This window comes from Streptomyces sp. NPDC051322, from assembly GCF_040689485.1.
Taxonomy (GTDB): Bacteria; Actinomycetota; Actinomycetes; order Streptomycetales; family Streptomycetaceae; genus Streptomyces.
Window position 1 is genome coordinate 115,282 of sequence record NZ_JBFBAK010000005.1, and the last position, 24,369, is coordinate 139,650.

The 24,369-nt window shown below is 67.0% G+C and carries 19 protein-coding genes, 1 tRNA gene, 2 pseudogenes and 1 riboswitch; of the genes and pseudogenes, 12 read left to right on the plus strand and 10 right to left on the minus strand.

The genetic code is table 11. From position 1 onward, the window contains the following. Window positions 1-86 precede the first annotated feature (86 nt). The 5 genes from AB0436_RS13855 to AB0436_RS13875 all read left to right on the plus strand — a co-directional run bounded on the left by AB0436_RS13855 (window position 87) and on the right by AB0436_RS13875 (window position 3,604). Window positions 87-1,514 (plus strand): amino acid permease, encoded by a 1,428-nt coding sequence (locus AB0436_RS13855; RefSeq protein WP_366468064.1) that lies wholly within the window; start codon window positions 87-89, stop codon window positions 1,512-1,514. A gap of 135 nt (window positions 1,515-1,649) precedes the next feature. Continuing rightward, window positions 1,650-2,066, plus strand: a complete 417-nt coding sequence (locus tag AB0436_RS13860; RefSeq protein ID WP_366468065.1) for a M67 family metallopeptidase — start codon at window positions 1,650-1,652, stop codon at window positions 2,064-2,066. Between the two features lie 83 nt (window positions 2,067-2,149). Continuing rightward, on the plus strand, window positions 2,150-2,263 hold the full coding sequence (locus AB0436_RS13865) for a putative leader peptide (protein ID WP_365850765.1): 114 nt from the start codon (window positions 2,150-2,152) through the stop codon (window positions 2,261-2,263). Between the two features lie 104 nt (window positions 2,264-2,367). Further along, on the plus strand, window positions 2,368-2,646 hold the full coding sequence (locus tag AB0436_RS13870; RefSeq protein WP_366468066.1) for a MoaD/ThiS family protein: 279 nt from the start codon (window positions 2,368-2,370) through the stop codon (window positions 2,644-2,646). A 7-nt stretch (window positions 2,647-2,653) separates the two neighbouring features. Continuing rightward, window positions 2,654-3,604: a cysteine synthase gene (locus AB0436_RS13875; RefSeq protein WP_366468067.1), complete on the plus strand. Its 951-nt coding sequence runs from the start codon at window positions 2,654-2,656 to the stop codon at window positions 3,602-3,604. A 109-nt stretch (window positions 3,605-3,713) separates the two neighbouring features. Here the strand turns inward: AB0436_RS13875 and AB0436_RS13880 are convergent. Continuing rightward, a pseudogene (locus AB0436_RS13880) lies at window positions 3,714-3,821 on the minus strand (type II toxin-antitoxin system PemK/MazF family toxin); the annotation flags it as partial. 184 nt (window positions 3,822-4,005) lie between these two features. Here AB0436_RS13880 and AB0436_RS13885 point away from each other — a divergent pair. Continuing rightward, on the plus strand, window positions 4,006-4,758 hold the full coding sequence (locus tag AB0436_RS13885; RefSeq protein ID WP_366468068.1) for an MBL fold metallo-hydrolase: 753 nt from the start codon (window positions 4,006-4,008) through the stop codon (window positions 4,756-4,758). Between the two features lie 93 nt (window positions 4,759-4,851). Here AB0436_RS13885 and AB0436_RS13890 read toward each other — a convergent pair whose 3' ends face one another. Beyond that, a complete protein-coding gene (locus AB0436_RS13890) occupies window positions 4,852-6,114 on the minus strand; it encodes a PTS transporter subunit EIIC (protein WP_366468069.1) in 1,263 nt (420 codons plus the stop codon). A gap of 216 nt (window positions 6,115-6,330) precedes the next feature. Then, window positions 6,331-7,593, minus strand: coding sequence for a PTS transporter subunit EIIC (locus AB0436_RS13895; protein ID WP_366468070.1), 1,263 nt, complete (start codon window positions 7,591-7,593; stop codon window positions 6,331-6,333). Window positions 7,594-7,773: 180 nt separating this feature from the next. Here AB0436_RS13895 and AB0436_RS13900 point away from each other — a divergent pair, with 180 nt between their 5' ends. The 3 genes from AB0436_RS13900 to rdgB all read left to right on the plus strand — a co-directional run bounded on the left by AB0436_RS13900 (window position 7,774) and on the right by rdgB (window position 9,512). After that, the gene (locus AB0436_RS13900) at window positions 7,774-8,043 is read left to right on the plus strand and encodes a PTS glucose/sucrose transporter subunit IIB (RefSeq protein ID WP_365850981.1); all 270 of its coding nucleotides are present in this window, start codon (window positions 7,774-7,776) and stop codon (window positions 8,041-8,043) included. Between the two features lie 78 nt (window positions 8,044-8,121). Next, a complete protein-coding gene (rph, locus tag AB0436_RS13905) occupies window positions 8,122-8,847 on the plus strand; it encodes a ribonuclease PH (protein ID WP_365850753.1) in 726 nt (241 codons plus the stop codon). Window positions 8,848-8,909: 62 nt separating this feature from the next. Then, window positions 8,910-9,512, plus strand: coding sequence for an RdgB/HAM1 family non-canonical purine NTP pyrophosphatase (rdgB, locus tag AB0436_RS13910; RefSeq protein WP_366468071.1), 603 nt, complete (start codon window positions 8,910-8,912; stop codon window positions 9,510-9,512). A 55-nt stretch (window positions 9,513-9,567) separates the two neighbouring features. Here the strand turns inward: rdgB and AB0436_RS13915 are convergent. From AB0436_RS13915 to bcp, 3 genes are all read right to left on the minus strand, one after another. Beyond that, window positions 9,568-9,644, minus strand: a tRNA-Leu gene (locus AB0436_RS13915). A 127-nt stretch (window positions 9,645-9,771) separates the two neighbouring features. Then, window positions 9,772-11,271 carry an MFS transporter gene (locus tag AB0436_RS13920; RefSeq protein WP_366468072.1) on the minus strand — a complete coding sequence of 500 codons (1,500 nt, stop codon included), beginning with the start codon at window positions 11,269-11,271 and terminating at the stop codon, window positions 9,772-9,774. A 119-nt stretch (window positions 11,272-11,390) separates the two neighbouring features. Next, window positions 11,391-11,858, minus strand: a complete 468-nt coding sequence (gene bcp, locus AB0436_RS13925; protein ID WP_366468073.1) for a thioredoxin-dependent thiol peroxidase — start codon at window positions 11,856-11,858, stop codon at window positions 11,391-11,393. Window positions 11,859-11,997: 139 nt separating this feature from the next. Between bcp and AB0436_RS13930 the strand changes: the two genes are divergently transcribed. From AB0436_RS13930 to AB0436_RS13940, 3 genes are all read left to right on the plus strand, one after another. Next, window positions 11,998-12,339, plus strand: a complete 342-nt coding sequence (locus AB0436_RS13930) for a DUF3618 domain-containing protein (protein WP_365850745.1) — start codon at window positions 11,998-12,000, stop codon at window positions 12,337-12,339. 43 nt (window positions 12,340-12,382) lie between these two features. Further along, the gene (locus tag AB0436_RS13935) at window positions 12,383-12,718 is read left to right on the plus strand and encodes a co-chaperone GroES (protein WP_366468074.1); all 336 of its coding nucleotides are present in this window, start codon (window positions 12,383-12,385) and stop codon (window positions 12,716-12,718) included. Window positions 12,719-12,727: 9 nt separating this feature from the next. Beyond that, a riboswitch (guanidine-III (ykkC-III) riboswitch) is annotated at window positions 12,728-12,789 on the plus strand. Window positions 12,790-12,821: 32 nt separating this feature from the next. Beyond that, complete coding sequence (locus AB0436_RS13940) at window positions 12,822-13,142, plus strand: multidrug efflux SMR transporter (protein ID WP_366468075.1); 321 nt, start codon at window positions 12,822-12,824, stop codon at window positions 13,140-13,142. Window positions 13,143-13,175: 33 nt separating this feature from the next. Here AB0436_RS13940 and AB0436_RS13945 read toward each other — a convergent pair whose 3' ends face one another. From AB0436_RS13945 to AB0436_RS13960, 4 genes and pseudogenes are all read right to left on the minus strand, one after another. Then, window positions 13,176-14,159, minus strand: a complete 984-nt coding sequence (locus AB0436_RS13945; RefSeq protein ID WP_366468077.1) for a L,D-transpeptidase family protein — start codon at window positions 14,157-14,159, stop codon at window positions 13,176-13,178. Between the two features lie 250 nt (window positions 14,160-14,409). Beyond that, entirely contained in the window at window positions 14,410-14,856 is a 447-nt protein-coding gene (locus AB0436_RS13950) for a hypothetical protein (RefSeq protein WP_366468078.1), read from the minus strand. 206 nt (window positions 14,857-15,062) lie between these two features. After that, window positions 15,063-15,491 (minus strand): hypothetical protein, encoded by a 429-nt coding sequence (locus AB0436_RS13955; protein WP_366468079.1) that lies wholly within the window; start codon window positions 15,489-15,491, stop codon window positions 15,063-15,065. A gap of 834 nt (window positions 15,492-16,325) precedes the next feature. Beyond that, window positions 16,326-24,206: pseudogene (locus AB0436_RS13960) on the minus strand (DNRLRE domain-containing protein); the annotation flags it as partial. Window positions 24,207-24,369: the final 163 nt, after the last annotated feature.

Consider the following 24,369-nt stretch of genomic DNA (forward strand, 5'->3'; position numbering starts at 1 on the left):
GCGCGACCAGGATCGACGCAGCCGGTCCGAGCCGCATACGGCCGGGTCGGTGACGGCCGGGTCGGCAGGGAGAAAGGCGCATCACCATGACCTCAGTGCAGGTCAACGAGCAGCACGACGGCAGTGAGGCCGGCGCGGCAACGTCCAGCGAGGGCTATCAGCGGGGCCTCGGCTCCCGCCAGATCCAGATGATCGCGATCGGCGGCGCCATCGGCACCGGGCTCTTCCTCGGAGCCGGCAAGGCCATCTCCAAGGCCGGGCCGAGCCTCATCCTCGCCTACGCCATCGCGGGGCTGGTCATCTTCTTCATCATGCGGGCCCTGGGCGAGCTGCTCATGTACCGCCCGGTCTCCGGCTCCTTCTCGGAATACGCCCGCGAGTTCATCGGCCCCTTCGCCGGCTACGTCACCGGCTGGACGTACTGGCTCTTCTGGGTCGTCACCGGCATCACCGAGGTCACCGCGGCCGCGACCTACATGACGTACTGGTGGAACATCCCCCAGTGGCTCTCCGCCCTGGTCTTCACGGTCATCCTCTACGGCGTGAACCTGATCTCGGTGAAACTCTTCGGCGAGCTCGAGTTCTGGTTCTCGATGGTCAAGGTCACCGCCATCATCGGCATGATCCTGATCTGCGCGGGCATCCTCACCCTCGGCTTCTCCGAGGCCGGCGACACCGCGACCGTCGCGCATCTCTGGGACAACGGCGGATTCTTCCCCAAGGGCATCAAGGGCACCCTGATGACCCTGCAGATCGTGATGTTCGCCTTCCTCGCCGTGGAGCTGGTCGGCGTCACCGCGGGGGAGTCCAAGGACCCGAAGAAGGTCCTCCCCAAGGCGATCAACACCGTGCCGTGGCGCATCGCCGTCTTCTACATCGGCGCGCTGATCATGATCCTCTCGGTCGTCCCGTGGAACGAGTTCCAGCCGGGCGTCAGCCCCTTCGTCGCCGCCTTCCAGAAGATGGGACTGGGGATCGGCGCGGCCATCGTCAACTTCGTGGTGCTGACCGCGGCCCTCTCCTCCTGCAACTCCGGCATGTACTCCACCGGCCGGATGCTGCGCGACCTGGCACTCAACGGCCAGGGCCCGAAGTTCTTCACCAAGCTGACCCGCAGCGGCACCCCGCTGGTCGGTACCACCGTCTCCGCCGCGCTGATGCTGGTGGGTGTCTGGATCAACTACCAGTGGCCCGGCGAAGCGTTCAACTACGTCGTCTCCTTCGCGACCATCTCCGGCATGTGGGCCTGGATCGTGATCCTCGTCTGCCAGATCCGCTACCGCGCCAAGGCGGACCGCGGCGAACTCCCGCAGTCCAGCTTCCGGGCCCCCGGCGCCCCCTGGACCAGCTGGTTCTCGCTCGCCTTCATCGCACTCGTCATCGTGATGATGGGCATCGACAAGGACACCCGCGTCTCCCTCTACTGCGCGCCGTTCTGGGCGCTGATCCTCGGCGTCTCCTATCTGGTGCTGCGCGCCCGCAACCCGGAGGGCGCGGCCTTCGCCAAGCGGTGACACCGGCAGGTGACCCCCCAGCAGGTGACCCCCAGCAGGTGACCGGCAGGTAATTCTCAGCATGTGGGCCCGCGCATACCGCACTCCGGTACGCGCGGGCCTTGCTCTTCAGTCTGTCTGCTTATCCTGATCCGCATGCTGACCCTTACCCAGGCCCTGCACGACCAGATCGTGGCGCACGCCCGCGCCGACCACCCCGACGAGGCATGCGGAGTCGTCGCCGGCCCGGCGGGCACCGACCGCCCGGAACGGTTCATCCCGATGCTGAACGCCGCCCGGTCGCCCACGTTCTACGAGTTCGACTCGGTGGACCTGCTGAAGCTCTACCGCGACATGGACGACCGCGACGAGGAGCCGGTGATCGTCTACCACTCGCACACTGCGACCGAGGCCTACCCCTCCCGTACGGACGTCAGCTACGCCAACGAGCCCGGCGCGCACTACGTGCTGGTCTCCACGGCGGACACGGACGACGCCGGCCCCTTCCAGTTCCGGTCGTACCGGATCGTCGAAGGCGTGATCACCGAGGAAGAAGTAAAGATCGTCCAGTGAGATCGTCCATTCACCGGACGGATCGATACCACATGGCGAGATCACACACCGGATCCCGGTGCGGGAATCGATACGATGACCCCATGGTTTCCATCGACGTGAGCGAATCGACGCCGGACCTCCTGCTGGTCTCGCGGCGGCACGTCGACCTGTGCCGCCTCGCCAGCGCGATCTGTCCGCGTCCCGCTGCCGTCTGAGCCGCGGCCCCGCGCGCACCAACAGCTCCGCACCGCCCGCACAGCTCCGTACCGCCCGCGCTACGCCGCGTCCTGAGTCCGACCCTTCCGACAGGAGCCCAGCCATGGCCATCGAGGTCCGCATCCCGACCATCCTCCGCACCTACACCGACGGCGCCAAGGCGGTCGAAGGCAGCGGTGACACCCTCGCCGACCTCTTCACCGACCTCGAGTCCCGCCACCACGGCATCCGGGAGCGGATCGTCGACGGTGAACAGCTGCGCCGCTTCGTGAACGTCTACCTCAACGACGAGGACGTCCGCTTCCTGGACGGCATCTCCACCAAGCTGGCCGACGGCGACAGCGTCACGATCCTCCCGGCCGTGGCCGGCGGCATGGTCTGAGCCCCTGATGCGATACGACTCCCCGCTGGCGGCGGTGGGCAACACCCCGCTCGTCCGGCTCCCGCGCCTTTCCCCCTCCGACAGCGTCCGGATCTGGGCCAAGCTGGAGGACCGGAACCCGACCGGCTCGATCAAGGACCGCCCCGCGCTCCACATGGTCGAACAGGCCGAGAAGGACGGCCGGTTGACGCCCGGCTGCACCATTCTGGAACCCACCTCCGGCAACACCGGCATCTCGCTCGCCATGGCGGCCCGGCTGAAGGGCTACCGCATCGTCTGCGTCATGCCGGAGAACACCTCCCAGGAACGGCGCGACCTGCTCACCATGTGGGGCGCGGAGATCATCTCCTCCCCGGCGGCGGGCGGCTCCAACACCGCCGTACGCGTTGCCAAGGAGCTCAGCGCCGAGCACCCGGACTGGGTGATGCTCTACCAGTACGGCAACCCCGACAACGCGGGCGCGCACTACGCCACCACCGGCCCCGAGATCCTCGCCGACCTCCCCTCCATCACCCACTTCGTGGCGGGCCTCGGCACCACGGGCACGCTGATGGGCGCCGGCCGCTTCCTGCGCGAGAACGTCGAGGGCATCCACATCGTCGCCGCCGAGCCGCGCTACGACGACCTGGTCTACGGCCTCCGCAACCTGGACGAGGGCTTCGTCCCCGAGCTCTACGACGCCTCCGTCCTGACCACGAGGTTCTCCGTCGGCAGCGCGGACGCGGTGACCCGCACCCGGGAGCTGCTCCAGCAGGAGGGCATCTTCGCCGGGGTCTCGACCGGCGCCGCGCTGCATGCGGCGATCGGGGTGGGCCGGAAGGCCGTCAAGGCCGGCGAGTCCGCCGACATCGTCTTCATCGTCGCCGACGGCGGATGGAAGTACCTGTCCACCGGCGTGTACACGGCTCCGACGACCGAGGCGGCGATCGACACCCTGCAGGGCCAGCTCTGGGCGTAGCCCGGGGGCCTCTCGCCCCCTGCTTCGTCTGGTTCGTCTACTTCGTCTCACCGGGTCCGGCGGACCCGTCGCGGGAACGATCAGCGGTCCGCCCGGGCCCCCGCCCGGCCCGGCGGCCCCGCCGCGGCCGCCGCCCCCGCCCTCGTCCGTCGATGATCGAGGCGACCAGGCCGAGCAGTACGACAGCGATCAGCGCCAGCACCCACGTCGTATCCATGACTCCGACCGTACCGGCGTCCGCGCGCCGGGGGAGCCGCCGCACGCCCACCCGAACCGGTGACAGCGCAGGTGAGTTCGCCCACAACGGCCCACTGTGGAGGAGCGACGGCCGCTCATGCGCCTTACGCTCGACAGACCGCACGACCCCCGTCGCCCGGCCCGTCCACGGAGGTTCCCACTCCATGAAGCTCACCGTCGTCGGCTGCTCGGGGTCGTTCCCATCCGCGGAATCGGCCTGCTCGAGCTACCTCGTAGAGGCCGACGGCTTCCGGCTGCTCCTCGACATGGGCAACGGCGCCCTTGGCGAGCTGCAGCGTTACTGCGGTCTCTACGACCTCGACGCCATCTTCCTCAGTCATCTGCACTCGGACCACTGCATCGACATGTGCGCGTATTTCGTCGCGCGCTACTACCGCTACGACGGAGGACGCTGCGGAGCGATCCCCGTCTACGCGCCCGACGGCGCCGCCGAGCGCCTGACCGCGGCGTACGCGGACACGCCGTCCTCCTCGTCGATGAGCGAGGTCTTCGACTTCCACACCCTGAAGCCGGGGTCGTTCGAGATCGGCCCGTTCTCCGTGCGTACGGACAAGGTCTGGCATCCGGTCGAGGCGTTCGGCATCCGTATCGAGCACGGCGGCTCCACCCTGACGTACTCCGGCGACACCGGCGTCTGCGAGCCGCTGCACGAACTGGCCCTCAACAGCGACCTGTTCCTCTGCGAGGCGTCCTTCACGCACGGCAAGGAGGACGTTCCCGGCCTCCATCTGAACGGCCGCGAGGCGGGCGCGCAGGCGGCGCGTGCGCAGGTGGGGCGGTTGGTGCTGACCCACGTCCCGCCGTGGACGGACGGCAAGCGGAACTTGGCGGACGCGCAGGCGGTGTACCGGGGCCGGGCCGAACTGGCCGTCTCCGGCGCTGTGTACGAGATCTGACCCCCGCCCCCGTCCCACGCGAAGGCCCCGGAGAACCCAAGGGTTCTCCGGGGCCTTCGCGTGGGGGGCTTTCGTGCGTCGCTGACGCGAGCATCACGCCTTGGTGAGGTCTTCGATCTCCTCCTCGGGCTCCCGGCCCGGGGTCTTGAGGTCGAACTTGGTGATCGCGAAACGGAAGACCACGTAGTAGATCCCCGCGAACACCAGACCGATCGGGATGATCAGCCACGGCTTGGTCGCATGGTTCCAGTTCAGCAGGTAGTCGATGAGCCCGGCGGAGAAGTTGAAGCCGGCGTGCACCCCGAGACCCCAGGTGATGGCCATCGACGCCGCGGTGAGCAGCACGTGGACCACGTAGAGGATCGGCGCGATGAACATGAACGAGAACTCGATCGGCTCGGTCACACCGGTCACGAAGGAGGTCAGCGCGAGGGAGACCATCATGCCGAGAACGGCCTTGCGGCGCTCGGGGCGGGCGGCGTGCGCCATGGCCAGCGCGGCGGCCGGGAGGCCGAACATCATGATCGGGAAGAAGCCCGACTGGAACATACCGGCGGTCGGGTCGCCGGCCAGGAACCGGGTGATATCGCCGTGCACGACGTCACCGGCGGAGTTCGTGAAGTCACCGAGCTGGAACCAGGCCACCGTGTTGACGAACTGGTGCATACCGACCGGGATCAGTGCACGGTTCACACCTCCGAAGAGCGCGGCGCCGCCGGAGCCCAGTCCGGTCATCCACTCGCCGAAGTGGGAGATGCCGTTGCCGATGGGCTCCCATATCAGGCCGAAGATGACACCGACGAGGAGGCCGACGAAGGCCATGATGATCGGGACGAGGCGCCGGCCGTTGAAGAAGCCGAGCCAGTCGACCAGCTTGGTGCGGTGGAACTTCTGCCACAGCACCGCCGAGAGCAGACCCATGATGATGCCGCCGAGTACGCCCGGGTCGTTGAACGTGGCCGCGACGTCGACGCCCTTGTTGGCGGTCGTGTTCACCACGGCGTCGGTGACCGGGAACGCCTGGAGCACCTTGCTGTAAACGAGGAAGCCGACCACCGCGGCGAGCGCCGTGGAGCCGTCCGACTTTTTGGCGAAGCCGATCGCCACGCCTATGCAGAACAGGATCGGCAGGGCTCCGGTGAGTGCGCCGCCGGCGTTACCGAAGACAGCGGCGACCTTGTCCCAGCCGAGTCCGTCCTTGCCGAAGACATCGTCTGCGCCGAGGCGGACCATGATGCCCGCGGCGGGAAGGACGGCGATCGGCAGCTGCAGGCTGCGGCCGACCTTCTGCAGGCCCTGGAAAAGGCCGGAGCCCCGCTTCTTTGCGGGCGCCGCGGTGGCGGTGGCCGTACTCATTGACTTCCTCCATGTGCCGGTGCTGCCGGAGACCGTCGGGGGACGCGCAGCACAGGTGGTCTACACCACTCAGTGGTGTAGACCAGTTTTAACATGGTGAAGGCGCGATAAGGAACCGTCACTTTCTGTGGCGTGGGCCATAGCGGACCAAGATACCCAAAGACCCCGGAGCCATCGGCTCCGGGGTCCCAGGGCGACGGCGGCCGTCGCTGTACGTCACGCCTTCGTGACGTCCTCGACTTCGTCCTCGGGCTCCCGCCCCGGTGTCGGCACATTGAAGACGGTGATCACGAACCGGAAGATGACGTAGTACACCACTGCGAAACACGCCCCGATCGGTATCACCAGCCAGGGCTTCGTATCGAGGTGCCAGTTGATGACGTAGTCGATCAGGCCCGCCGAGAAGCTGAAGCCGACATGCGCGCCGAGGGACCAGGTGATGGCCATCGAGGCCCCGGTCAGCAGCGCGTGGATCCCGTACAGCAGCGGGGCGACGAACATGAACGAGAACTCCAGCGGCTCGGTCACCCCGGTCACGAACGAGGTGAGCGCCACCGAGATCATCAGCCCGGTGATCTCCTTGCGCCGCTCCGGCCGCGCGCAGTGCGCCATGGCCAGCGCGGCGGCCGGCAGGCCGAACATCATGATCGGGAAGAAGCCGGACATGAACTGCCCCGCATGCGGGTCGCCCGCGAAGAACCGGGTCAGGTCGCCCTGCACGATCTTGCCGTCCGGGCTCTTGAAGCTGCCTGCCTGGAACCAGAAGAAGGTGTTCAGGAACTGGTGCATCCCGATGGGGATCAGCAGCCGGTTGGCGACGCCGAAGATCGCCGCACCCCAGGCGCCCAGGTCGATCAGCTGTTTCGCGGCTGAGGTCAGCGCCTCGCCCACCGGATTCCACAGCAGCCCGAACGCCACCCCGAGGATGACGCCGACGAACGCCATCTGGATGGGCACGAGACGGCGGCCGTTGAAGAAACCCAGCCAGTCGACCAGCCGGGTGCGGTGGTAGCGCTGCCAGATCACCGCGGTCAGCAGGCCGATCAGAATGCCGCCGAGCACGCCCGGGTTCTGCGGGGTGCCCGCAGGGAGTTCCTTGGTCACCGTGCCGTGGATCGGGTAGACGGCGAGCACGCCGTGGTACACCAGGAAGCCGACGACCGCCGCCAGCGCGGTGGAGCCGTCCGCCTTCTTGGCGAAGCCGATCGCCACGCCGATGCAGAAGAGCAGTGGCAGCCCGAACGCGCCGTCCAGGATCGTGTTGCCGCCTGCGGAGAAGACCTTGGCCGTCTTGTCCCAGAAGGCCCCGTGCAGATAGGCGGTGAACAGATTGCCGAGGCTGACGAGCAGTCCGGCGGCCGGCAGTACGGCCACCGGCAGCTGCAGGCTGCGGCCGACCTTCTGGAGCCCCTGGAAGAGGCCGTTCCACCACCTCGGCCGGGGCGCGTTCCCGGGTGCGGCCGCGCTCTCGGAGCTCATTCGGCGCCCTCCTGGCATCGGCCTGCTCAACGGTCGCCGTACACTGGTGTAGACCACTTACGGCGCATCCCGGTGCCGGCCTGCGGGGCGTGGCACCCGTGCTCGCCATCCTGCGATCCGACCCGGTACCGCGCCCGTATAAGTGCTCCAAACGTGCGTTAACGTGATCAAGCGGACCGGATCGCCGGGCCTCGAAGAGACACTCAGGAGTCAGACATGGCCACAAAGGCTGAGAAGATCGTCGCCGGGCTCGGCGGACTCGACAACATCGAAGAGGTCGAGGGCTGCATCACCCGCCTGCGCACCGAGGTGAAGGACCCCTCCCTCGTCAACGACGCCGCGCTCAAGGCCGCCGGCGCCCACGGCGTCGTCAAGATGGGCACCGCGATCCAGGTCGTCATCGGCACCGACGCCGACCCGATCGCCGCCGACATCGAAGACATGATGTAACCGTTGAACCGCACCTGAAGGGCCCGTTCCGCATCCATCCGGAACGGGCCCTTCGGTATCCCGGATAGGCTCGCCCCCATGTCTCGTATCGACGGCCGCACCCCCGAAGAACTCCGCCCGGTCACCATTGAGCGCGCCTGGAGCAAGCACGCCGAGGGCTCCGTCCTCATCTCCTTCGGCGACACCAAGGTCTTCTGCACCGCCTCCTTCACCGAAGGGGTACCGCGCTGGCGCAAGGGCAGCGGTGAGGGCTGGGTCACCGCCGAGTACTCGATGCTGCCGCGCTCCACCAACACCCGCGGCGACCGCGAATCCGTACGCGGCAAGATCGGCGGCCGCACGCACGAGATCTCCCGCCTCATCGGCCGCTCGCTGCGTGCCGTCATCGACTACAAGGCGCTGGGTGAGAACACCATCGTCCTCGACTGCGACGTCCTGCAGGCCGACGGCGGCACCCGCACGGCCGCCATCACCGGCGCCTATGTCGCACTCGCCGACGCGGTCGCCTGGGCGCAGGAGAAGAAGCTCATCAGGTCCGGCCGCAAGCCGCTCACCGACACCGTCTCCGCGGTCAGCGTCGGCATCGTCGACGGCGAGCCGCTGCTGGACCTCTGCTACCTCGAGGACGTCCGCGCCGAGACCGACATGAACGTCGTCTGCACCGGCGATGGCCGGTTCGTCGAAGTGCAGGGCACCGCCGAGGCCGAGCCCTTCGACCGCAAGGAGCTCAACGCGCTGCTCGACCTCGCCACCGGCGGCTGTGCCGATCTCACCGCCTGCCAGGTCGAGGCACTCGGCAAGTAGGACCGAGCGGCGGGCCCCGGCGCCCCTACGGGCAACGGAGCCCGCCGTCCGATACTGGACCCATGACCCGTCTGATCCTCGCCACCCGCAACGCCGGGAAAATCACCGAACTCAACGCGATCCTCGCCGACGCGGGCCTGCCCCACGACCTCGTCGGCACCGATGCTTTTCCCGACGTCCCGGACGTCAAGGAAACGGGCGTCACCTTCGCCGAGAACGCGCTGCTCAAAGCCCACGCCATGGCACAGGCCACCGGCCTCCCGGCAGTCGCCGACGACTCCGGCCTCTGCGTGGACGTGCTCCACGGCGCCCCCGGCATCTTCTCGGCCCGCTGGGCCGGCCGGCATGGCGACGACGAGGCGAACCTCCGCCTCCTCCTCGCCCAACTCGGCGACATCGACGCCCCCCACCGAGCCGCCCACTTCGCCTGCGCCGCGGCCCTGGCCCTCCCCGACGGCACCGAGCGCGTGGTCGAGGGCCGCCTCACCGGCACCCTCCGCCACACCCCGGCAGGCACCGGCGGCTTCGGCTACGACCCGATCCTCCAGCCGGACGGCGACACCCGCACCTGCGCGGAACTCACGGCCGCGGAGAAGAACGCGATCAGCCACCGGGGGCAGGCCTTCAGGGCACTGGTTCCGGTGGTGCGGGAGCTCTTGGGCTGACGCAGCAAGGCCCGGCGGTCTTCCGATACGGAAGCCCGCCGGGCCTTGTCACGTCTGGTGCGCCCGATCGGATTCGAACCGACATACACGACCACCTAAAGATCGCCGCTCAACCAGATGGCGTACAGGCGCAGAGCTGAGAAAAGACTACAGCCCTCCATCCGACTCGCGAACGTTTTCGCCGTGCGTCTCCTCCAGCGACCGTGGTTCGGTCGGCTGGGTCGGACCGTCCCGGCGGCAGCCCCTCGGCCGACGCGGATCAGAAGCGCGGTTCCGGGGCCTGCGCCTCCACCAGCTGCGCCGCCTCCTCCTTCGTCTCCACCGATGGCGGGGAGCCGATCAGCGGCCTGTTGGCGGTTTCCCTCATACAGGCCACCGCGATCACGCCGACCAGTGCCGCCGCGATGGCGTAGTAGGCCGGCATCAGATTGGTGCCGAAGGCGCTGATCAGCGCCGTGATGACCAGGGGTGTGGTGCCGCCGAAGAGCGATGCGGAGAGGTTGTAGCCGACCGACAGGCCCCCGTAGCGGACGTGCGTCGGGAAGATCGCCGGCAGCGCGGCCGACATGGTGCTGAGCATGCAGACCAGCGAGAGACCGAGCATCAGCATGCCCACGGTGATCGCCACGACCGAGCCGTCCCGGATCAGCAGGAAGGCGGGGAGCGACAGTACGAGGAAGCCCAGCATGCCGGTCATCAGCAGCGGCTTCCGGCCGAAGCGGTCACTCAGCTTGCCGACCTGGTTGATGATCAGCATCAGGAAGACCATGACGCCCAGCAGGATCAGCAGGCCGTGCGTCTCGCTGTAGTCGAGCTCGTCCGACAGGTAGGTCGGCATGTACGACAGCAGCATGTAGTCGGTGATGTTGTACGCGCCGACCAGGGCGATGCAGAGGATCAGCGAGGGCCAGTAGTGCCGGAAGATCCTGCCGAGGTCGCCCTTGGCGGTCGTCTCGATGCCTGTGGCGGCCTCGCCGATATTGACGTGCTCGCCGCCCTCCAGTTTCAGGAAGGCCGGGGTTTCGTCGAGTCGCAGCCGCAGGTAGAGACCGACCAGGCCCAGCGGCCCCGCGACCAGGAACGGGACGCGCCAGCCCCAGGAGTCCATGCCGTGGCTGCCGAGCAGTGCGGTCAGCAGCGTGACCAGTCCGGCCGCGCCGACGTAACCGGCCAGGGTGCCGAATTCCAGGAAGCTGCCGAAGTAACCGCGGCGCTTGTCCGGCGCGTACTCGGCGATGAAGGTCGACGCGCCACCGTACTCACCACCGGTGGAGAAGCCCTGCACCAGCCGGAAGAAGATCAGCAGAACCGGGGACCAGAATCCGACCGAGGCGTACGACGGGAGAACACCGATGGCGAAAGTGCCGATCGCCATCAGGATCATGGTCAGGGCAAGGACCTTCTTGCGGCCGATCTTGTCACCCATCGGGCCGAAGACCATGCCGCCGATCGGCCGAACGACGAATGCGACCGCGAAGGTGGCAAACGACGAGAGCAGCTCGACGGTGTCGCTCCCCGAGGGGAAGAAGACGTGTCCGATGGTGGATGCCAGGTAGCTGTAGATCCCGAAGTCGAACCACTCCATGGCATTACCGAGCGAGGCCGCTTTGACCGCACGCTTGATGGCCCGCTCATCGGTCACCGTGATGTCCGTGCGGCGCAGCCGCGGGTTCTTCCGGCGGGCGACGGTACGGAAGAGCGCGTGGTGGCGCTTCACCGCCTCCGGATCGGTCGCGGTCCGATGGCCGGGATCCTCCATGGCTGGTCCTCTCACTGGTCGTACAACACCAAGGAGAACATCTGCGCAGCAATCGTGTTCGCAAACCAAGGCCCCGGTGAACTGGGACCTTGGTCACGCGTTCCTGGCGATCGAGCCTGTCAGAGGCCGAGATCCTTGATGATTTTCGCCACGTGGCCGGTGGCCTTGACGTTGTAGAAGGCGCGTTCCACCTTGCCCTGCTCGTCGACGACGACGGTCGAACGGATGACCCCGTTCACCGTTTTGCCGTAAAGCTTCTTTTCTCCGAAGGCGCCGTACGCGGTGAGGGTCTCCTTGGCGGGGTCGCCGACGAGTGTGACCTTCAGGGACTCCTTCTCGCGGAATTTCGCAAGCTTCTCCGGCTTGTCGGGGGAGACGCCGATGACGTCGTATCCCGCGCCGGCCAGGAACTCCAGGTTGTCGGTGAAGTCGCAGGCCTGCTTGGTGCATCCGGGGGTAAGCGCAGCCGGGTAGAAGTAGACGATGACCTTGCGGCCCAGGTAGTCGGCGAGGGAGACGTCCTTGCCGTCCGCGTCCGGCAGGGTGAAGGCGGGCGCGGGGTCGCCGGGCTGGAGTCGCTCACTCATCAGGGTCTCCTCGGGAGGATGGGGCGGGTGTGGAATACGGACGGGGCCGAGCGTAATAGGGGTGCCGCAGGGTGCGTTCCCGCGGGAGCTGACAGACTGTCGAGCAAGGACTACCGGACACGACCACGGAGGCAGCGCAGTGTCGGATGCCACGGACGCCACGGATGCCAGGACCCCGGCGCAGATCCAGGCGGACATCAAGAACCGGCGTGCCGGTCTCGCGGAGACGCTGGACGAGATCGGGGTGCGGCTGCACCCGAGCACGATCGTGGGAGACGCGAAGGCGAAGGTCGCTTCGGCCGTGGACCAGACCGCCGGACGGGCGTTCGTCGCGGTGAACCGGACGGTCGGCACCGTACGGGCGCAGTTCGTGACCGAGGACGGCGCTCCCCGGCTCGAGCGGGTGATTCCGGCGGCTCTGCTGACGGTCGGCCTGGTCGGACTGGTGGCGGTGTCCGCGGCCAAGCGGCGCCGGTGCTGACCCTTCGTGAACGGCGGCTGCCCGGGCAGGTAGGTTCTGCTTCGTGAGCGAGAACACCCACGACGACAAGTTGCCCATCCGGATGCTGCACGACCGGGTACTGGTGAAGTCCGACACCCCGGAGGGCGAGCGGCGTTCCGGCGGCGGCATCCTCATTCCGGCGACCGCCGCGGTCGGCAAGCGGCTGGCCTGGGCCGAGGTGGTCGCGGTCGGCCAGAACGTCCGCACGGTGGTGCCGGGTGACCGGGTGCTGTACGACCCGGAGGACCGGGCCGAGGTCGAGGTGCGGGGTGTGGGGTACGTGCTGATGCGGGAGCGCGACCTGCATGCGGTGGCTTCGGAGCGGGTCTCCGATGACTCGACAGGGCTGTATCTGTAAGTCCCTGTTTGCTACCTTTGATGGGACCCCGACGAGACGCGCCGTACCGGGCACTGCAAAGACGACGCATTTCTGCTGATCCGTCTCGCGGAGGTTCGTCGTCATGGCATGGGTTCTGCTGGTCGTCGCCGGTCTGCTCGAAGTGGCCTGGTCGATCGGGATGAAGTACACCGAGGGTTTCACCAGGCTGTGCCCCAGCCTCTTGACCGGCGCCGGCATCGTGGCGTCCATGCTGCTGCTGTCGCAGGCCGCGAAGACCCTGCCGATCGGCACGGCGTACGGGGTCTGGGTGGGCATCGGTGCGGCCGGAGCGGCGGTGCTCGGCATGGTCGTGCTCGGTGAGCCGGCGACCGCCGCCCGGATCTTCTTCGTCTGTCTGCTGCTGGTCTCCGTGGTCGGCCTGAAGGCGACCTCGGGGCACTGAGCGCGCTGATCCCGCTGCTGTGAGTTGGCTGGGTCAGCCGATGGCGATCCTGGGGTGGTGTCCCGGGGTGACCCAGCCCATGATCCGGTCCATCGTGGCGCGCGGCACGGAGACGCAGCCTGCGGTGGCGCCGTTGCCGTTGACGTGCAGGAAGATGCCGGCGCCCCGGCCGGGGGTGGCGGGCCAGCGGTTGAAGTTGATGACCAGCGCCTTGGCGTACTGAGTGGGGTAGTTGACCAGGTGCTCGCTGCCCCGGTCGCCGGACTCGGTCAGCGGGAAGTCGCCGCCCGACGCACTGTGCATCGAGTTGTAGTACTTCGACTCGGGGTCCTCGACCCACCAGTCGTCACTGCCGACCACCTTGTACGGCATGGCGGTGCCGCCGGCCTGGACACCGAAGCCCTCGGTGAGGGTGTAGGTGCCGGTGGGGGTGGTGTAGGTCCCCTGTCGGCGGGTCGAACCGTTGGTCACCCCGTTGGAGCCGACCCGAGCGGAAGCGGTGCTGAACTGGGCTTTCCAGCCGGAGGGCCCTTTGGACCAGGCGGTGACGGTGGCGTACGAGCCGTTGGCCTTGACGGTGATCAGCTGGGTGGCGTTGCCGACTGTGACGGGGACCGGGAAGTCGGGCGCGGACGCCGCCGCGTCGGTGCTACCGGCTCCCGATCCTGAGCCTGATCCCGCTGCCGATCCCGATCCGGACCCCGCGCCCGATCCGGACTTCGTGGCCCCGTCCGCTCCTCCCGAGGCCCCGCCGCTCCGCTTGCCGTTCTTGGCGGAGGCGGAGGCCGAGGGGTCGGCGGATGCGGAGGGGCTCGCGGAAGCGGAGGCGGATGCCGAGGCACTGGGCGAGGCGGAACCGTCCGCGCCGGGTGCGTCCGTGGACGCGTCCGAGACGGCGACCGAGTCGGAGCCGGCCGCCGATTCCTTGTGCTCCTTGTTCCCTCCGCACCCGGACGTCAGCGCCAGTGCACCGACAACGGCGGCGGTGACCAGGAACTGACGGGATGGAATGTGCACGCTGTGCTCCTTGCTGGGGCTGCGATGGCGGCCGCCGGACGCACCGAGCGGACGGCGCGCATCACGTGAACGGGCATGTCGAAGTACTGGTGCCGGGGGAACGCGGGCACTCGGAAGGGGGCAGCGGGGTGTTTCTAACCACTGGTGGAGCCGAGATTCAAGCGGACGGACATTCCGCCGTGAACGGAGTGTGCCGGACGCGGACGTGTGTGCTGCCGGCTGCCGTCACAGGTGCGGACTGATGACCCGGTCACTGCGTGGCGCGGGTGTGGCGCCCGTGCAGGGTCAGGTAGAACGTCTGCAGCGACTCGTCATTGCCCACTTCGTAGCGGTTGACGACCTTGCCGAGCGGATTCCACACCCGGCCGTCCGGCAGCCGTACGCCCACCGGTTGGGCGAAGTAGTTCCGTTGACCCGCGTCGAAGTCCACCCACTCGGCATGGGCGTGCCGGACCAGCACCTCCCCGACGTACGCCCCGAGCCCGAAGAGCATCGCCGCGACCTGCGCGCGCTCCCGGCCGCCCTTGCGTAATCCGTCGACCAGGAAGTCCGCCACGCGCAGGCTGGCCACGGAGTAGTCCAACGGCAGCCGGCCACGTGCCGCCCGGGCCCGGACGGCCGTCACCTGTGCCACGAAGTAGGCGGCGTGCCACCGCATTTCGCCTGCCCGCGGCACAGGTCTTTCGCGTTCGTCCATCGCTTCAGGCCTCCGCCCAACGTCCCGAGACCCCGGCGGGCTCTCCCTGATGTCAAGCGGCCGCACGCTCCGGAATGTCACACGTACGCCGAGTGCGGCTTCTCACACAGCGAATCGACAGGCCGCGTACAACCTTTGACGCGGCTCGTGCGTCCGATGGCGAACCGCGACCGGTCGGCGCATGCATCTGGCCACAGAGGGGCGCGCTACGGTCGCCGCAGCTTGGCCAGGGTGGCGGGGTACTGCTCGGTCAGCATGTCCATCAGGCCTGATCGCGTGACCGGCAGGCAGCAGTCGAGCGCCCGCTCCAGGACAACAATGTCGTCCAGGAACTGTTCGTACACCTCGTAGTAGACGGCGCCCAGGATGTACGAGTTGTCGTTCTGCGCCAGTCCCTCGATGAACGCGAAGCAGGGATACACGCTGTCTGCGTCGAAGTCGTCGGCGCTCAATGCCGGCAATACGACTGGATACATCACGACCTTCGAGAGGAACGTATACAGATCGGTTTCACCTGCGGGCCACCGCTCGATCTCGCGCCTCAGTTCGTCGTCGCAACGGCCTATGAGCACGTCGGCATCCGGCACTACCTCACGAAACCGTCGCACCAGGTCCGCGAATTCGATCTTTTCCATCGTTGTCGTCCTCCGGTCCGATGGGGGCCGGTCCGGCATCAGCCGGACCGGCCCCGTCTATCAGGCTACGGGAGCCGGTTGCGGGTCATACGCGTGGTGGAATCCAAGAGGATCGATCATGTCCTTGAACATCTCCCAAGCGCCGTCGGCAGCACCGTATTGCTGCACGTAGCTCGGCGCCTGAGCCGCAGCGCCGACCCACCCCACGACTCCGAAGGCCTTGTAGCCTCCCCGTAGGTTACGTGGTGCGCCCATAGGCCGCGGCGGGGCCTTGGGGTGGACCTGTTCGAACTGCTGCCCCGTTATCTCCGAGACGGATGGGGACTTCAGGACGGAGTCCCTGTTGGTCCGCACCGCCTTCAGAGTCTCGGCCTTCGCGTTCACGTGCGCCGTGACAACACCGGTCACATCCCTGGAATTCAAGGCATTCCAGAGGTCTTGGGACTCGTTCATCGCCACCTTCAGATCGGATTCGGAGAGAATTCCGTTACCCGTCTTCGCCCGGGCCTTCCGATCCTTCTCCAGAAGGCTCGCAAGGCCGGCCAGCTTGTTCGAGGCCTTCTCTATGTGCCACTTACCGACCGGCTTTCCGGTGTTGTACTCGTCGATGAGTGCGGTGACAGTCCTGCCGTCTCCCTTTACGTCGCTGTCGGCCACGCTGTCCCTCGCGTACAGTTCCTTGATGATCTTCCCGAGGTCATCGTTCTCCACCTTGGGCGCGTGGGCACGCGGCTTGCTCATCCCGGGGTTGTAGTTCGTCACGCAGACCATGCACCAGGCCCCGGCGGTCGATGCACCGCCGCCGCATACGTCCCGGATGCCCTCGGCACAGGGCAGGTGACCGTCGAGTTCGATGAAGCTGCTCGGGTTGCCGCCACCGAACGCATACCGGTTGCTGGTGTACACGTCCGAGCCGAGGTTCATGTCGGCCAGGGCGCCGTTGTACATGTCCCGGGTTGTGAACCTGTTCAGGCCGGGGTCATAGTTGCGGAAGCCCATGTCGTAGGTGCCGGACTGGGCGTCCCAGCGTTTGGCGTTGAATCGGTAGGCGTTGTACGGCTCGTCTGTGGGGGCTCCGGTCTCCGGCTTGTCCATGCCGGTGAACTCCGACGTGTCGTCCTTGCCGTATGCCGTGTACCCGTAGGTGGCCTTGGTGTCGCCGTTGTCGTCAGTCAGGGTTTCGACGTCGGTGTGGCTGTTGTAGCCGTAGTAGCCGTCCTCGGTCGTGCCGTCGCTGTTGTGCTTGATCTGGGACAGGCGTTCGCCCCACGGGCTGTACTGGTACGACTTGGTGAGGGTGCCGGCGACCTTCTCGTCCAGGACCTCATTGGAGAGGCCCAGGTAGTCGAAGTCCGTCGTCTTACCGTCGACGGTCTTCGACGCAGTGCGGTCCAGCGGGTCGAAGGCGTACTTCGTGGACTTCAGGGCTCCCGAATCGTCCAGCTTCTGGGACTCCACGACGTGATCGAAACCGTCGTAGACACTTCGCTCCAAGACCTTCCCACCGCCCGTGACCGATTCCTGGCGGCCGAACGGGTCGTAGTTGTAGGAGAAGGCGGTGCCCGAGGTCACCGACGACAGAAGCCTGTTTCTGTCGTAGCTGTAAGTGGTGGTGTCGCCCTTGACGGTCTGGCTGATGACGTTGGCGTTGTCGTCGTGGACGTAGGTTTCCGTCCCGGCGCCGTTGCCGGTCTTGACCGACTTGGCGAGCCGGTCGGCCGGGTCGTAGGTGTAGTCCGTGGTCGAGGACAGGTATGCCGCGTGGTCGTCGGCGTTCATCTTCTTCGCGACGTCCTGTGCCTTGTTCCCGTTCGGGTCGTAGGCGTAGGTGTGCGAGGAGACGAGTGTGCCGGAGCCCTTCTTCTCCGTGGTCGAATTCAGGGCGCCGTCGAGGTAGTAGGCGTAGTCGACGGTGTTCTTGTTGGCCTTGGTCTCCTGGAGTTGCTGGCCACGGTCGGTGTACGTGTACGACGACACCTTCGGCGAGGGATCCGTGACGGAGGTTCCGACCGACACCGTCTTGACCAGTTCGCGCAGGTCGTAGGTGTACTTGGAGTACTGGTCGGGGTGGTCGACCGTCTCGGGTTGACCGTTGGCGTCGTAGGTGTACGAGGTCGAGGTCTTCTCGGCGCCGGACAGGGTCTCGGTGACCTTCTGGACCTGGTCGAGGCCGGTGTACGCCACCGCGTAGCCGTCGATCTTCGAGCCGGGTGAGGTGTCGCTGATCGAGGTCAGGTTGCCGTTGGCGTCGTAGGCGTAGTCGAAGTCGTGCTTCTCGGTGTCGGTGTCGGAGGAGTTGTCGCGGACGAGTTTCACGCCGTCCGCGGTCACCGTACCGCCGCTGTTCTCGAACAGTTCCAGTTTGGCTTCATTGCCCTGCTGGAAGGTGTACGAGCCGAGGGAGACCCAGGAGCCGGTGGAGGCGCTCTGGTCGACCGTCTTGTCCACGGAACCGCTCGCGTGGGTGAGCGTGTACTTCGCCGCTGTCGCCGCGCCGGTGACCTTCGGGTACTTCACATACGCCGTGTATGTGCCGTCCTTGGGGATGTTGAGCGTCCAGGTGAACGAGTCGGTACCGGTGCCCGCCGCGTGCCTGGCGTGGTCGTAGCCCTGCTCGCCGGTGATGTCTCCCTTGGTCCAGGTGCCGGTGGATGAGGTGTTCTGGGTGTCGGAGTTATCTGCCAGCACGACCGCGCTGCCGACCGGTACGCCGTCGTCCGCCTTGGACTTCAGCTTGCCGTCCGGGTAGTACGACCACGACATGGTGCGGTTCGAAGATCCGCCCGCTGAGGTCAGTGTGCGCTTTGTCTGCTGACCCAGGTCGTTGTAGTCGTAGGTGGTGTCGATGTCCCACGGGTCGGTCGACGCCTTGGCCCAGCCGTTGTCGAAGTAGCTGTAGGTCGTGTCGTTGCGGACCGTCTGGCCCTCCGACGGCGGCAGCGACGTCTTCGCCACCCGGCCCACCGCGTCGTACGACGTCTGGCTGTAGACGTCCGGCTTGTTGTACCGGGCGTCGTTCGGGTCGTACGGCTGGTACTGCTTGACCGGACGGTTCAGTGCGTCGTAGTCGGTGCGCGCGGTGAAGTCGTCGGCGGTTGACGTTGCGGTGCCGCGCGGTGTCGTCACCTTCGTCGTGTTGCCGACCTGGTCGTACTCGTACTTCGTGGTGCGGTAGGTGATCGAAGTGGTGCCGTCGTGCGGGCTCTTGACCTCGGTCTGCTTGCCCCGCTCGTCATAGGTGACGGTCGTGGTGTTGTTCTCCGCGTCCGTCGTGGAGACGGCCAGGGAGTCCTTGTCGTAGCCACGCTTGGTGACGTTGCCGACCGCGTCCGTGACCTGCGTGATCCGGTGGTCCAGGTCGTAGGCCGTCTTCGACGTGTAGTCGGTCGTGTCGGCGGTGGCGTTCTTCTTCGGGTCGACCACCTTGGTGGCGTTGCCGACGTTGTCGTATGAGTACGAGATCGTGTCGCCTGCGGCGTTCACGGCGGACGTCAGCTGGTAGATCTCGTCGTAGTTGCTGGAGGTCCTGTAGTCGTCCGGATCCGTCGTGGTCAGTGACCCCTTCGGCTCCGTCGTCGTCTTCAGGTTGCCGACCTTGTCGTACGTGTAGGTCGTCTTCCGCTCGTCCGAAGTGGAGGTGTCCTTCGGTGCCGTCGCCGAAGTCACCTGGTCGGCGTCGTCGTACACCGCGGTCGACACGGCGCCGTTCGGCGCCGTGGACGTGGTGACGTTGTCGTTGGCGTCGTAGACCGGGGCCGGGGTGGTGATCAAAACACCCGCGTCCTGGTCCTTCGGCACCGTGCTGACCAGCGGGCGCCCGTACGTGTCGTACGTCTGCGTGGTCTTCTTGCCCAGCGCGTCCGTGACCGATTCGACCTGGCCGCGCTCGTCGTACACGTACGACGAGGACTTGCCCAGCGCATCGGTGATCGTCGCCGGGTAACCGGTCGGTCCGAACGTGGAGCTCGTCGTCGGGTTGCCGTTGGCGTCGGTGGCCTTGGTCAGCTCGCCGTAGGAGTCGTAGTCGTACGACGTGGTGTAGTCACCGGCCGTCGCCGTGGCGACGCCCTTGGGGTCGGTGACCGTCTTGAGGTTGCCGAAGGTGTCGTAGCCGAACTGCCAGGCACGGCCCTCCGGGGAGGTTTTGCGGAAGAGGTCGGCGGCGTAGCCGTCGGCGCGGGTCTGGTACTCGTACTTGGACGCGTTGGCCGGGTAGGTGCCGGGTGCGCAGTCCGAGGCGGCCGGGACGCCGGACTTGTTGTTCTCCGCGTCGCGCTGCCAGAGCGGGTAGCCCGTCTTCTGGTCGTAGCAGTACGCGGTCTTGGCGCCGTTGTCCTCCTCGAGGTAGGTGACGTTGTTGTCGGCGTCCCAGGACATCTTCGTGGTCTGGGACTTGGCGTTGGTGGTCTGCACCGGGCGGCCGAAGTCGTCGGTGACGTACTTCGTGGCGTGCGACTCGGCGTCGGTCACCGTGGTGTCGGTGAACTTGGTGTTCGTGGCGTCGGCCGCGTAGGTGAAGCCGGTGTCACCGCCGAGGCGGTCCGTGATGGTCTTCGTCCACCAGTGGTAGGCGGGGTCGTCGCCGGTCTTCGGGGCGTAGTACGCCATGGATGTGGCGTGGCCGCGCGGGTCGGTCGCCTTGACCAGCTTGACGTTCTTGTTGCCCTGGGTGGCGTCGTAGGTGAACGTGAACGTCTTGGGCTGTGCGGAGCCGTCACCGTCGGTGAACTGCCCGAGCAGGCCCTTGTCGGTGTAGTAGAAGGAGACTGTGCGGCCCGAGATGTCCGTCATGGACTTCACGTGGTCGTAGATCTTGGAGTTGGTCAGCTTGGAGCCGGTGACCTTGGCGCCCGTGTCGTCGATGTAGTCGTAGGACGCGTCGCCCTTCTTGTAGTAGTCGACCGTGAGGGACTGCCGGCCGGCCGGGTCGGTGATGTAGGTGAGGAACTTGGTGGGCTTGTTGTTGGACTTGCGTTCCTCGTAGGTGAACGTCTGGGTGTTGCCGTTCTTGTCGACCGCCGACGTCATATAGCCGTCACAGCCGAAGAGGAAGCGCGTGCCATCCGGGCGCAGCAGGGTCCAGGCGTCCGGGATCGGGTCCTTGTTGGGGGTGCAGTCCAGACCCGGCTTTGACGTGAGCCGGTAATGGACGCCCGCCGGGGCCTTCCAGGTGCCGTCGTCCTGCAGGCGGAAGACGTGCGTGGTGCCGTCACCGTCGGGCAGACGGACCTCGGTGGGGTGCGGGTTGGGGTGGAAGTCGAGCGGCGCGCCGAGCCGGATGGGCCCCGCGGCCTGTGCGGACCAGCCGCCGCCCAGCACGGTGTCGCTGGTGTCGAGTGAGTTGTAGGAGAAGCGGGCGAAGGTGTTCAGGCCCCGGCCCGGGTTGGTGAAGGCGTTGTAGGACCAGACGCTGTTGCCGGAGGCGAGGTTGTTCATCAGCGTCGAGCCGGCGCCGGTGTTCTTCCCGGTATAGGAGTAGAACTTCTCCAGGCCCAGCGCGTTGGAGGTCGGGTCCTCCACCGCGACGTTCTGGCTCAGCGCGGGGATGGCGGAGGTGGCCGACAGCCAGGAGCCGTCGGAGATCCTGCGGATGTCCCAGCCGAGCGCGTAGTCGGTGCGCTTGTTCCCGCTGTCGGAGTTGATCGGCGTGTTGACCTGTCCCTGGATCGTGGCCGACTTGCCCGGCAGCAGGGCCGGGATGGGGGTGGACACCTGGTTGCCGCCGGTGGTCACGTCGGTGCCGTCGGGGAGTTTCCAGGTGTAGGAGAGTTACCGCTCACCGGTCGCCCAGGCGCTGGATGTGGTGTTGGTGACGGTGAAGTCCACCGTGTAGGTGGAGTTCGGGGTCATGCGGGAAGGCGTCTGCGGCGCGTAATACGTGTCGGCCGTGGTGGAGTCGACGTAGATGACGCGCAGCAGCGGGCCGAGTTGCGGGTCGGCGGTCTCCGAGGCGAGGAACAGGCTGCGTTCCTGCGGGCCGGACGTGCTCTCGTCCTTCAGCTTGACCAGGGCGCCGTGGTTGTCGCCCGGTGTCCTGATCCAGTCCTGGGTCAGGGATGTGGCGTCCCACCAGTGCCGGCCGACGTCGGAGACCTGCGGGACGGTGTCCGAGACGGTGGCCGAGTAGTCACCGCCGGGCTTGGTCCACGCCGTGGAGGATGCGGCGTTGTTCCAGGTGGCCGACGTCTCCGCGAAGTCGCGGTTCAGCCCGTGGAGTTCGTAGATCGCGCCGTCGGTGTCGGTGGTGGTCTCGGTGCCCCACATATAGAGCTTGGACTCCAGCACCGTGGCAGTGGTGGGGATGGCGGCCGTGTTGAACTTCAGCGCGGCACGGGTGGTGCCGTAGGTGCCGGAGTTGTTGCCGACCTCCAGCCACTTCTGCGGCGTGTAGGAGTAGATGGTGTCCTGGTTGGTGGTGGGCTGCCCCGACGACAGGGTGGTGTCGGTGACGCCGGAGGTGCCCTGGACCAGCCGCATGGTGCGGCCGGCCTTGGGTATGCCGACCAGGCGCACCGGGGAGCCGAGGATCTGCCCGTCCTTGGTCTTCACCGCGATCTGGTAGTAGTACGACCGCCCGATCTCGTCCGGGGACGAGTCGGGGGTCGGGGTCGCGGTGGTGTCCGTGTAGGACGTCGCGCCCTTGTCGATGGGGGCGACGAGGGTGGCCGCGGACGGGACGAAGCCCTGCTGCGTGGAGCGGTGCAGCTGGTACTCGGCGATGTCCAGGCCGCTGTCACCGGTGTCGTTGGTGTACGCCTTCCACGACAGCTCGGGCCCCGTCGAGTGGACGACGGTGGGCGAGTCGAGCGCGGTGCCGACCTTGCCGTAGGTGACGGTCAGCCGCGGGATGCTCGAGGTCTCACCGCCGTAGTCGCCGTCACCGGACTCGTAGCGCGGGCCGCCGAGCGGGGCGGACGCTGATTCGTCGGTGGCCTTGAGGACGAAGCCGTTGTTGGCGGTGCCGTCGAGCCATTGCTGCACGGTGTCGGTGACCGGGAAGTTGTGCCACTGGTTGTACTCGCCCGTGTTCTTGACGATGGACGCCGGGTTGACCAGGCGTACCGCGTCGGCGAGGACGGCCGTCGAGGTGGAGGCGGGCCCGTCACCGAGGACGACCTTGCCGGCCGTGCCCTTGGCGAAGTTGATCTGCTTGCCGCCGCCGAGCGAGGACCACACACCGCCCGACCCTGCGGTCTGGTCGAGGGTGTATGCGGTGGTGCCGTCCTTGCCGGTCACCGTGTAGGGCGCGGCGGTCGAGCGGTCGGTGGCCGGGACGTAGTGCACGTCGACGCGGTACGACGCGGTCTCGGGGAGCTTCGGCTGCCAGGTGTAGGTGTCCCCGGCGACCGAGTCCTTGTTGTAGTGGTAGTCCTTGCCGATCGCGTACTGGGTCAGCGTCGAGCCGGACGTGGGCCAGGAGCCCTTGGCGGCCGTGGTGCCCGCGTCACCGTCGTCCACCTGGACGCTGGTGCCGGAGAGTTCGCCCACCAGGCCGCTGGTGTTGGACCAGGTGGCCGTCGACTCGTCCCACGCGCCGGTCGCCCGGTAGGCGCCGATCGGGACGTCGTAGCCGTTGGTGGTGTGCGCCTGGTCGAAGTACATGCCCAGCCGGGCCGAGTCGATCTGCGTACCGGCGGGGATCTCGTCCAGCGGGAACTTGATCAGTGACCGGGAGATGCCGGTGTCGGTCTTCCCGGCAGCCAGCTTCCAGGAGGTGTTGAAGTTCACCCCCGCCTGGTCCGACAGGACCATCGTGTCCTGGGACTGCGACGGAGTCGGCGCGATGGTGATCGTCGGGTCGATGACGACCGGGTACTGCCGGTCCTTCGACGCCAGCCACTTCGCGTCCGGCGTGACCGTCAGCTTCCACTGTTTTCCGGCACGCGTCAGCTTCTGCGAGACCTTCGTGCTGTAGGTCTTGCCGAAGACGGACTTCTCCGTCTTCTCGGTGTGCGCGGCATCCGTCATGTACGGGGCCGGGATCACCATGACGGGTGTGTTCGGCAGCTCACCGTAGAAGGCGATCGAGCCGTCCTTACGGGCCTTCGGCGTCAGCCCGTCGGTGTCCAGTGTGAAGGTGAACCGCACGGGCCTGGACGGGCGTTTCGCCAGGGTGATGTCCTCCTTCACCCGGCCCGGGCCCACCTGATAGGCGAGGTCGGCGCCGTCGACCGCGTCCTTGTAGGTGATCGTGTCGCCCTTGGCGGACGGCTTCAGAGAGCCCTTGGCGCCCTCGAGGCCGAAGGTGACCGCGCCGCCTCCGTCCGCCTCGAACCGCAGCAGCCGGTCCGCGTCCGAACCGAACCAACTGCTGCCTGTGTTCGTGGTGTTGGCTACGTCGAAACCATGCTCCGCCTTACCGCTCACCGCGTGGACAGCCGGGTCGATCGTCTTCCAGGACTTCGACTTCCCGTCCCGGTACGAGGTCGGCACCGCCGAAAGCTCCGCCTCGACGCGGCCGTCGGACAGCTGCCAGAAGCGGGCACTGTTGGTGCGTCTGTTCTTCAGCTCCCTGACACGCTTCGCCTTCGGCGCGTTCTTTCCCCGGGGCAGCTTCTGCCGGTCGGCCATCCCCAGTTCGTCATGTGATGAAGGCTTTTCTGTCTTCTTTCCGTCATCCGTGAACCACCCCTTGACGGCGGCGGCGAATCCCTTGCCGTCACCGCTCGGGGTGGTCGCGGCATAAGCGGCTTGCGGAATCAGCGAACTCGTCATCGCGCCTACCGCAAGGCACGCCAACAGCCTGCCCAATCTCGGTTTCACGCCAAACCTCTCCTTGTGATGCATGACTGAAAAGGCGCCGCCACACGGCACGTTCCAGCTGCTCGAACGGTGCGCGCACGGAGCGGCGCGGTGGTTCTAGTCACTGCGCCGACTG

Coding starts and splice junctions, on each gene's coding strand:
- AB0436_RS13855 (WP_366468064.1), top strand. CDS start 87: ATGACCTCAGTGCAGGTCAACGAGCAGCACGACGGCAGTGAGGCCGGC.
- AB0436_RS13860 (WP_366468065.1), top strand. CDS start 1,650: ATGCTGACCCTTACCCAGGCCCTGCACGACCAGATCGTGGCGCACGCC.
- AB0436_RS13865 (WP_365850765.1), top strand. CDS start 2,150: ATGGTTTCCATCGACGTGAGCGAATCGACGCCGGACCTCCTGCTGGTC.
- AB0436_RS13870 (WP_366468066.1), top strand. CDS start 2,368: ATGGCCATCGAGGTCCGCATCCCGACCATCCTCCGCACCTACACCGAC.
- AB0436_RS13875 (WP_366468067.1), top strand. CDS start 2,654: ATGCGATACGACTCCCCGCTGGCGGCGGTGGGCAACACCCCGCTCGTC.
- AB0436_RS13885 (WP_366468068.1), top strand. CDS start 4,006: ATGAAGCTCACCGTCGTCGGCTGCTCGGGGTCGTTCCCATCCGCGGAA.
- AB0436_RS13890 (WP_366468069.1), bottom strand. CDS start 6,114: ATGAGTACGGCCACCGCCACCGCGGCGCCCGCAAAGAAGCGGGGCTCC.
- AB0436_RS13895 (WP_366468070.1), bottom strand. CDS start 7,593: ATGAGCTCCGAGAGCGCGGCCGCACCCGGGAACGCGCCCCGGCCGAGG.
- rph (WP_365850753.1), top strand. CDS start 8,122: ATGTCTCGTATCGACGGCCGCACCCCCGAAGAACTCCGCCCGGTCACC.
- rdgB (WP_366468071.1), top strand. CDS start 8,910: ATGACCCGTCTGATCCTCGCCACCCGCAACGCCGGGAAAATCACCGAA.
- AB0436_RS13920 (WP_366468072.1), bottom strand. CDS start 11,271: ATGGAGGATCCCGGCCATCGGACCGCGACCGATCCGGAGGCGGTGAAG.
- bcp (WP_366468073.1), bottom strand. CDS start 11,858: ATGAGTGAGCGACTCCAGCCCGGCGACCCCGCGCCCGCCTTCACCCTG.
- AB0436_RS13940 (WP_366468075.1), top strand. CDS start 12,822: ATGGCATGGGTTCTGCTGGTCGTCGCCGGTCTGCTCGAAGTGGCCTGG.
- AB0436_RS13950 (WP_366468078.1), bottom strand. CDS start 14,856: ATGGACGAACGCGAAAGACCTGTGCCGCGGGCAGGCGAAATGCGGTGG.
- AB0436_RS13955 (WP_366468079.1), bottom strand. CDS start 15,491: ATGGAAAAGATCGAATTCGCGGACCTGGTGCGACGGTTTCGTGAGGTA.